Annotated in this window: 2 pseudogenes; both read left to right on the top strand. The window is 41.7% G+C overall.

Features of this window, described 5'->3' with window-relative positions:
* Nucleotides 1-77: 77 nt before the first annotated feature.
* Nucleotides 78-464 (top strand): annotated as a pseudogene (locus tag Q1A70_RS20280) (integrase core domain-containing protein); the annotation flags it as partial.
* 86 nt (nucleotides 465-550) lie between these two features.
* A pseudogene (locus Q1A70_RS20275) lies at nucleotides 551-626 on the top strand (IS5/IS1182 family transposase); the annotation flags it as partial.

Here is a 626-nt window from a genome sequence, read left to right as displayed (position 1 = left end):
GTCGACTGAGAAGGTTATATCTATGTGCTACCGAAGTTGGACTAAGCTGACCAATTAAATAATCAAATTGGTATTACACCATGCTTGCAAAGATGTATGACCTTGGGATCGTAAGCTCTTACTCTAGGCCAAGAGTAAGCAATGACAACCCATACTCTGAGTCGTTGTTCAAAACAATAAAGTATTGTCCGTCATGGCCAATGGATGGGTTCTCTTCCATTGAAGATGCTCGGTGTTGGGTTGGTAATTTTGTTGATTGGTATAACAATGAGCATAAACACAGTGGCATAAAGTATGTAACACCTCAGCAGAGGCATTGTGGCGAGGATAATGAAATTCTCCGACAGCGTATACAAGTCTATCGACGTGCTCAATTGACGAATCCAGGCAGATGGAGTCGGCAGACAAGAGACTGGAGTTATATCGATGAGGTGTATTTGAACCCTGAAAAGTGTGCAGCGTAATCATTCACGTTGCTGAATTGTAAAAATAGCGACAGCTTGCTTGAAAAACAGCGGAAACGAGCGATCGCAATCACCGAAATACGCAGTCAAAGAAAGGGCTTTTAGATAATCTTTTCAAAAGCTTATCTAGCATGGCTGATTTTGAATGGGTCTTTCTTGATG

Origin of the sequence: uncultured Vibrio sp. (assembly GCF_947488985.1) — a bacterium.
Lineage (GTDB): Bacteria > Pseudomonadota > Gammaproteobacteria > Enterobacterales > Vibrionaceae > Vibrio.
This window is presented reverse-complemented; position numbering and strand designations above follow the sequence as displayed.